This window comes from Barnesiella sp. An55, from assembly GCF_002161555.1.
Lineage (GTDB): Bacteria > Bacteroidota > Bacteroidia > Bacteroidales > Barnesiellaceae > Barnesiella > Barnesiella merdipullorum.
This window is the reverse complement of record NZ_NFHZ01000035.1, coordinates 1-2972: the sequence shown is the minus strand read 5'-3', so window position 1 is coordinate 2972 and position 2972 is coordinate 1. Positions and strand designations below refer to the sequence as shown.

Sequence of the window (2972 nt, the reverse complement as noted above, 5' to 3'; positions counted from 1 at the left end):
CTTGATGGCTACCGCAAAGTTACTGATGTTCTAATCGAAAAATTTTCTAATGCTTATAACTTATTGATGTTTAATAATTAAACCCTTGTCGGAGAATTTTTCTCCGGACACTAGTGTATCTAAAATTGATTTGATATGACTATTACGAAGATATTCCTATTGCTGGTGTGCGCATTTGTTCTGGTATTGCTGCTTTCTACTATCTTTAATAAGCACCATAGGATAATCATGTGGTCTGCTGCAATAGTATTTTTTATAGGAACTCTGCTCCTTATAGGACTTGGGATAATTGATCCGGTAAAGGACAATCATCCTGATCCTGTAGTAATAACAGGTATCTTCACCGCCCTTATCTTATCGGGGCTATTTGCATACGGAGCGGAAAAGTTACACATCAAACTTAGGGAAAAGAACCAGCAAACCGTTCAAGCCATAGATAATCAGTCAGAATGTCCGGATTCCCCAAAAGGGGTTGTATTGTCGGGAAGACTTGATACTTCACTTGCCCGTACAATCTTTGCAAAAGCAATAGAAGCCGGATATATTGAAGAGGTCGGGTCACATTATAGCTGGAAAGGGACAAAGGCTCTTCTTGCCTATATGTGTGGTCGAATATATTGCGGCGATTATCCTGAATATTCCAAATACGAACAGAAGACTTTTTGGGAATTCGGCAACGGACTCTTTCCCGATGTCGAGCTTAACGCACTATTTGAACAGACCGGTATCGGACAGTCCCGGCAGAACAGGAGGGATATGCCCGTCCCTAACAATGCCGGAGAAATTGACAAGTTTTTTCAGAAGTGACAAAAAACGAAGAGTATTATCTTCGTTCTTGGCAAGTCTTAGCTTCTGGCTTGTTATGCATTTTGTTTTGCTTCATCTGGCAATCTTCGATTTTTTCAATTTTATTTTCCTCTTTTTTATTACTGGTAATCAACTGGTTACATGCAAAGTTGTGACAGAATCATAACTTTCCATAACACCTGTCCTAACATTGGATAATTTATTGTAACTTATTAGTCCTCAGCTATTTCATACATTCGTGCCGTGATTCTGGTGCGATGTGCACAATCGTACCATATCGTATAACCAGGCTGAAGGTCTGAGTGTGCATCAGGGCAATCGGCCATAATTGTTTTAAGTATGGCTAAAGAAACGAATGTAGAGAAGCTATGCGACCGGGAATTGCTTGAAAAGATTCTCAGCATAGTGGAGAGACAAGAGAAACTGCCGCCTCCAGTCCATGAAGGCGGACACCGTCTATATGACAACAAGTCTTTGATGGAGAAATTGAACATCAAAGAAAAGTATCTGAAAAAGTTGCGAGACAACGGCTATCTCGGCTACTCGCGTGAAGGTGATAAATACTGGTACACGCAGGAAGACGTAGACCGCTTTCTGCGTCGTTTCCATTATGAAGCTTTCGCTATTGGTGATGAACTTCCCAAACAGGAAGGAGGTGGCTATGTTTGACACCGTTCATTTGACCAACATGCTTCGTTCGGAAGTGGAAGGCATTCCGGAAACAGGTCTTCCGTTGGATGACTTCCCGGATAAGATACAGGAGATTATCCTCAATCTTGCCAGATACGAAAATTTCAATGTGGAATATACTGCGTCTATTGTTCTTTCTGCTGTCGCTACTGCAATAGGCAACTCTTGTCATATCCGTATAAAGGGCGAGTGGAAAACTTGCCCATCCCTTTATATGATGCTGGTCGGTCGTCCCGGGCTCGGAAAGACTCCTCCCCTCGGTTTTATCTATAAGCCGATTAATGAGTATGATGACCGGCTGCATGAGAAATATAACGAGGAATATGACGAATATGAAAGAGCCATGTCAGCAGGCAAGCACGGAAGTGAGGGGGAAGAACAACTGCTCAAGAAACCGAATTTTGTAACGACGGTCATTTATGATTCCACCCCGGAGGCGATGATGAATATTCATCAGCATAATCAGCGTGGGATAACATTGGTCGTCGATGAAATCCTGGCTTTGTTCAATTCCGTCAAAAGGTACAACAGCAAGAACAACCTCATTGAAGATCTGCTGACAGCTTATAGCGGACAGCCGTTAAAGATTATCCGCAAATCAGAATCACGTCCTGTTCTAATCAAGAATCCATGTATAAATGTCATCGGTTCAGTACAGACAAATATGCTGCAGGAAGTCTTCCGTGCAGAGTTCCTTGCCAACGGATTGCTTGACCGTTTTCTGTTTGTCTATCCCCAAAACAGGAAGATATCCGGATGGAGACGGGAAGAGTGGAATACAGCCCGTCCTGACATCATGAATCAATGGAGGATAATAATCAACAGAATCCTAAGTATCCCCTGTATCCTTGATGACAAGGGTACAACGGTCAATCCCCGTATCCTTACAATGTCTGACGATGCGGAAGAATACTTTTATGAATGGTACAATGGAATTATCGATGCTGTAAATGCCATTGAGGATGATGCGGATGTTGAAAGCCGCAAGATGAAACTCAACGGCCATGTAGCACGTCTTGCCCTGTTGTTTCAGGTAATGAAATGGGCTACTGATAGTGGAGATATGCAATATATTGAGCGGGACTCCGTAGAATCGGCAATCCGTATGATTGATTATTATGAGGAAACATACAGGAGGATTCAGGAAACCATTGTCATAAACAGTATCGGCGAAACTAAGGAAGCGTGGCTTTCTCTGTTGGAAGATCAGTTCACTTCCGGGGATGCTGTTATTGCCGGTAGAAAAGTTGATATGTCCCGACGTACCGTCTATTATGCGCTTGACCAATTATGCCGGCTTAAGCACCCTCTTATAGAAAAGCTCCAGCATGGAGTCTATCGTAAACTTATGACAGAAAACACTGCTGTCCGGAGAAATTTTACCATAAAGTAGGTTGCTCGACAGAACCCGCCTCCGGAACACTAACTGGAGTTGTCGGCTGATTATAAATTTCACGGATATTCGCCCTCTGGAA

At 42.8% G+C, this 2972-nt stretch carries 3 protein-coding genes; all 3 read left to right on the top strand.

Translation table 11 applies throughout. From position 1 onward, the window contains the following. Positions 1-135 precede the first annotated feature (135 nt). Positions 136-807 (top strand): hypothetical protein, encoded by a 672-nt coding sequence (locus tag B5G10_RS12410; RefSeq protein WP_087425040.1) that lies wholly within the window; start codon positions 136-138, stop codon positions 805-807. A gap of 339 nt (positions 808-1146) precedes the next feature. Continuing rightward, a complete protein-coding gene (locus tag B5G10_RS12405) occupies positions 1147-1476 on the top strand; it encodes a helix-turn-helix domain-containing protein (protein WP_087362144.1) in 330 nt (109 codons plus the stop codon). After that, the gene (locus B5G10_RS12400; RefSeq protein ID WP_241147770.1) at positions 1469-2890 is read left to right on the top strand and encodes a DUF3987 domain-containing protein; all 1422 of its coding nucleotides are present in this window, start codon (positions 1469-1471) and stop codon (positions 2888-2890) included. The genes B5G10_RS12405 and B5G10_RS12400 overlap by 8 nt, the downstream gene beginning before the upstream one ends. Positions 2891-2972: the final 82 nt, after the last annotated feature.